This is a genomic window from Caballeronia sp. LZ003, assembly GCF_031451465.1.
Taxonomy (GTDB): domain Bacteria; phylum Pseudomonadota; class Gammaproteobacteria; order Burkholderiales; family Burkholderiaceae; genus Caballeronia.
The window spans coordinates 1-3,895 of the sequence record NZ_JARUXJ010000278.1; the positions used below are offsets into that span (position 1 = coordinate 1).

The window sequence follows — 3,895 nt, forward strand, 5'->3', positions numbered from 1 at the left end:
CGGCTATCGCCTTGAACGAATCGCTTCATCTCGCTCGCCTCCGCTATCGGATACGAAAATCATAACGCTTCAAAATGACGTTTTGACACGGTCTGGGCCGCCATGCGCCTCTCTAGGACCCCAACCTTAAGCGCGTGGTGTTCAGCGACGCACTCCGGGTATTCATTGAAAGAGCACCGCGTAACAGCCGCGGCCTATTCTGCTTTCGACGACGACGTCAGCGTCGCGGCTTGCTTTTTCCAACGTTGGAAATCCGCAGCTGAAAAAAGTAGCGTGAAAATCGGCTCATAGCGATCTTCCACAGCTTTGCGTCGCCACCGTTTACTCGACTTGCTGCCAGCTCGTACGCCGAACACGTGGGGGCGGAGAAAGCGTCGACGCGTGTGATTGTGACCCCAGCAGGTGTATGTCTATCCTCGGCCACGATTTGTGCATCCTTTCATCCTTTGGACGCTGAACGGAGGGCCGAAACGCGAAGACAAGCGTCTGCCATGTCCAGCAAAGAGTCGATAAGGCCAGTTGGACCTAACCCGCGCTTCGCGGGTTTTTTTGCACTCTAACCGATAACTTTTCCGCCCGCGCGCGGCCCGGCTACAAGGTTTGACTGTCGACGGTCGATAACGCTGATTAACCAATGTCAAACAGCTCGGTCGATGTAAGCTGGACGTGTAACATCATTGCATGCCGGCGGGCCGCGCCCCTCGGAACGTTTGACCACGTACGCGCGCGCAGTGTGCAAATCGTTGGACACGCGCGCAGCGACCATCGTCGTGCGATGCGACTAGGGCAGTCCCGTCGCTCGACATATCCAGAACAAGATTGGCGATTCCATGCTTATACTTTTTGTCGAGGACGATTCCCGTCTGGCTGATGCGTTCGGTGCGCTTGCCAATGATCTCGGGCATCGAGCCGAAGTTGCATATGACGGTGCGACCGCATTGAAACTGATAGCCAATACCGTTTACGACGCTATTTTTCTTGATCTCGGCTTACCTGATATCGATGGCCGCCACCTATGCCAGCAACTCCGGGACGCCAGCCGAAACTCGCAGGCATGCGTGGTCGCCATCACTGGACAAGCCGATTTATCCGAGCAGGACCTGGTGCAATTCGACGGATACCTGCTCAAACCTGTCGATCGCGAGGCACTCGAGGCAGTCATAAGCGGTTGCTAATTTTGCCGTTCCCTCGCCGGGCACGGTGTCGCAGTCCTTTGGAGCCTCAGCCTTTTTGACGAAGGGACACTGTTGCCTGCGTCAGGGTATTCTCATTTCGGGTCTTGCTTCACGTCGTCAACGATGCCACTCCATGAAGGTGCTTACTTTAAGGGTCTTCCGCGCTCCGAGCGGCCGCTGGTCAGGGCATCTTGCGGTGAATGGAAACGTTTTCGGAGCGATCAGCGGATGCATCAGCCCGCAGGCGGTGGAAGAAGCGGTGCGAGAGCAAGGTTTCTTTCCCGATCACGTCGAAATCAACGATCCGTGACGGACACTCTGGGTGCGCTCCTTCGCTGCTGCATCCGTTCAAGGAATGAGCCGTTTTTCCCAGTCGCCCCGCTCGAGGAAGCGGAACGACAGCCGGCCTCAAGGCCTCCAGCTCGCAAGAATGGCCCGCCGACGTTCCTGGAGTTTCTCAAGGAGTCGCCGCTCCTGCTGAATTGCCTCCGCTTCCTGCATTGAGAGAGCGCTACACCCTGCGGATTTCACTTTGATTCGCCGCTTCGCTTCATTGGCGTAGCGATCGATTGCCGCCAAACTATTGGGGAGTTGCACTACACGTGACATTGCACGGTCCTGTTCATGAGATCCATCGAAATCCTGTCAGCTTGTTCGCCTGGTCGATGTACGGTATACCGCTCCCATGGATGCTTGTCCCGCATCGCGGGTGCACTTGTGATCGAGCAACGGCATCTAGAGAAAAGCCGGGCCGAATGGTAAGTAAAAGCCAGCAAACGTGAACGCGGGCGTTCATTCGATCAACGTCTAGGCACAACGACAGACGATCATTCCAACGCGTCATCAGTTCCGTTGTTCGGATGCTCTTGGCGCCATCCACGGGTTCCGCCTTCATCATCCGCCTGTTGCGCGTTGTCCTTCGCCCCTCCGGCGCAGACCTCGTTCATCTTTTCGTCGGCCTCTTCGATCGTGCCCTTGACCTTCTTGCGAACGCCTTCCAGCTCGTCTTCATTCACAGCCGCACTCTTATCGCCAGCGACGCGCAGGAAACGACCTGTTCGCCCGGGGCGGTGCCCTTCCTTTTTTCCAACGTCAGAAGTGGCGACCGGACATCGGATGAGGTCCCGATTCGATCTCACTGTCGCGTCGGGCGTCTACTCATTCGACGGCGGGAAGAAATCGAATACCAGCGTCAGGACGAATCGCATGCGCCAGCGCGATCGCCTCACGTTCGTTGTTCACGACGGTCACAACGACCGCTTGACCGGTCGGGACTTCGACTTTCCAGCGTCCATTCGCTGCCGGTCGGAGGATGATTTCGGCATCGTCGGCGCCTTCTGGTGTGAACATTAAACCTCGATCCCATCGAGTAGACCGTTCGAGCATTGCGTCTGCGCATGCGGAAGGCACATTTGTTCAGGCAAGAAAGCTTGCCCTTCTGGCGAGGACCATGACGTCTGGCGTGTTACCCGTACGCCGAGCTCCCTTACGCTGCGGGCCCAGTCGGTGCTTAACAGCCCCGGGGGACCGTCATGAAAGTCACCATCACCGCACACGCAGCGGCAATCACTGAGGATCCGGAGCTTCATACTTTCTACTTTCGCGTGGACGACGGCGTAGGTAGCTTTCGCGTTGAACGGATCACCGTGCGCACAGCTCGAGTGTTGGCGCGCGAGCTAGCGAATCGCACGGGCCTCGACGCAATGGTGAGGCCTATCGTCGACGCGCATCCTGACAAATACGATGAGTTAGTTGGCGTCTGCTATGCCGATACGTAGAACCGTCGCTGTCGGATGCGTCATACGTTAAATAAAGTGCATTTGCTTCATTGTGGCTTTAAGCATCGTCATCCGCGTAATACTTGGCCGCCGCCTCCAGCAGGCGCCGCTTCTCGGCTTTCACGTAAATCGAGGTCGTCTGCAGCGATGCATGGCCGAGAATCGACTGCACGACATCGGTCGGCATGTCCCGCGCGACGGCGCGCGTACCGAAGGTATGGCGAAACGCATGGGCCGAGGTATTCACCAGTTGGACCAGGTCCTCCGTGCTCATTTCGCTTAATCCGGTGGGATCGGCACGGAGCTCAACCACGAGTCGCCGGACGGCCATGCGGACCACCGCCCCAGTGCGTCCGGCGTGTAAGCCACGTCACGGTCGTCAGTGGTGTGCCGATTCTGCGCAGCGTCGGTTTCTGGAATCCAGACTGGCGCAATGAGCGGTCCGTGCGCCTGACCATCGAAGTCACGATCCCGGTCCGCCCAATGAGCGCGCAGCGCGTCGAGCGTGGCGCCGCTCACCGGCACCGTGCGTTGCTTGCGCCGCATGCCAACAATCGTAAAGGTCCAGACGTTCGAGGACGCGAACCAGATGCTTCACGCACCGCAGGCGCCTCCCCTGATGAACGTCGAGCGGATATCGGTGCTTCGCTTCTGACGTCAGAAGCGCGCAGATCTTCACGCCTTGCCTGGGCGGCTTCGACCCGGCGCAGCCCCGAGTCCCCCGTCAAAAGAATGGCCGCCCGCGCCGCACGCCACTGAGGCGCCGCCTCTTGCTCCACACGCACCCGCGCCTGCTTGCTCAAACGAACCTCTGCCTCCCCTGACTCCATTGGTAACGGCAAGATCGGAGCCGTGCAACGTTCATCGAGCAGCCGTCGTACGCGCGTCCAGAGATCGGCCGGTAACGCGCGGTGAACCTGAACGGCGGACTCGCGGACCACG

At 58.7% G+C, this 3,895-nt stretch carries 7 protein-coding genes; 3 read left to right on the forward strand and 4 right to left on the reverse strand.

Translation table 11 applies throughout. The annotated features are described in order from the left end of the window. Window positions 1–830: 830 nt before the first annotated feature. Both QCE79_RS38985 and QCE79_RS38990 read left to right on the forward strand, forming a co-directional pair. Entirely contained in the window at window positions 831–1,175 is a 345-nt protein-coding gene (locus QCE79_RS38985) for a response regulator (protein ID WP_309854497.1), read from the forward strand. A gap of 133 nt (window positions 1,176–1,308) precedes the next feature. Beyond that, window positions 1,309–1,485, forward strand: a complete 177-nt coding sequence (locus QCE79_RS38990; protein ID WP_309854499.1) for a hypothetical protein — start codon at window positions 1,309–1,311, stop codon at window positions 1,483–1,485. A gap of 517 nt (window positions 1,486–2,002) precedes the next feature. Here the strand turns inward: QCE79_RS38990 and QCE79_RS38995 are convergent. After that, window positions 2,003–2,191, reverse strand: a complete 189-nt coding sequence (locus QCE79_RS38995) for a hypothetical protein (RefSeq protein WP_309854502.1) — start codon at window positions 2,189–2,191, stop codon at window positions 2,003–2,005. Between the two features lie 142 nt (window positions 2,192–2,333). Continuing rightward, window positions 2,334–2,561, reverse strand: coding sequence for a hypothetical protein (locus tag QCE79_RS39000; protein WP_309854506.1), 228 nt, complete (start codon window positions 2,559–2,561; stop codon window positions 2,334–2,336). A gap of 146 nt (window positions 2,562–2,707) precedes the next feature. Here QCE79_RS39000 and QCE79_RS39005 point away from each other — a divergent pair, with 146 nt between their 5' ends. Next, complete coding sequence (locus QCE79_RS39005) at window positions 2,708–2,953, forward strand: hypothetical protein (RefSeq protein ID WP_309854508.1); 246 nt, start codon at window positions 2,708–2,710, stop codon at window positions 2,951–2,953. A gap of 58 nt (window positions 2,954–3,011) precedes the next feature. Here QCE79_RS39005 and QCE79_RS39010 read toward each other — a convergent pair whose 3' ends face one another. Beyond that, window positions 3,012–3,227, reverse strand: coding sequence for a tyrosine-type recombinase/integrase (locus QCE79_RS39010; protein WP_309854510.1), 216 nt, complete (start codon window positions 3,225–3,227; stop codon window positions 3,012–3,014). A 5-nt stretch (window positions 3,228–3,232) separates the two neighbouring features. Next, the gene (locus QCE79_RS39015) at window positions 3,233–3,499 is read right to left on the reverse strand and encodes a hypothetical protein (protein WP_309854513.1); all 267 of its coding nucleotides are present in this window, start codon (window positions 3,497–3,499) and stop codon (window positions 3,233–3,235) included. Window positions 3,500–3,895 lie beyond the last annotated feature (396 nt).

What these genes read in the sequence shown, in the direction of transcription:
- QCE79_RS39015 (WP_309854513.1), bottom strand. Translation starts at nt 3,499, where the DNA reads ATGCGGCGCAAGCAACGCACGGTGCCGGTGAGCGGCGCCACGCTCGAC.
- QCE79_RS38990 (WP_309854499.1), top strand. Translation starts at nt 1,309, where the DNA reads ATGAAGGTGCTTACTTTAAGGGTCTTCCGCGCTCCGAGCGGCCGCTGG.
- QCE79_RS39000 (WP_309854506.1), bottom strand. Translation starts at nt 2,561, where the DNA reads ATGCTCGAACGGTCTACTCGATGGGATCGAGGTTTAATGTTCACACCA.
- QCE79_RS38985 (WP_309854497.1), top strand. Translation starts at nt 831, where the DNA reads ATGCTTATACTTTTTGTCGAGGACGATTCCCGTCTGGCTGATGCGTTC.
- QCE79_RS39005 (WP_309854508.1), top strand. Translation starts at nt 2,708, where the DNA reads ATGAAAGTCACCATCACCGCACACGCAGCGGCAATCACTGAGGATCCG.
- QCE79_RS39010 (WP_309854510.1), bottom strand. Translation starts at nt 3,227, where the DNA reads ATGAGCACGGAGGACCTGGTCCAACTGGTGAATACCTCGGCCCATGCG.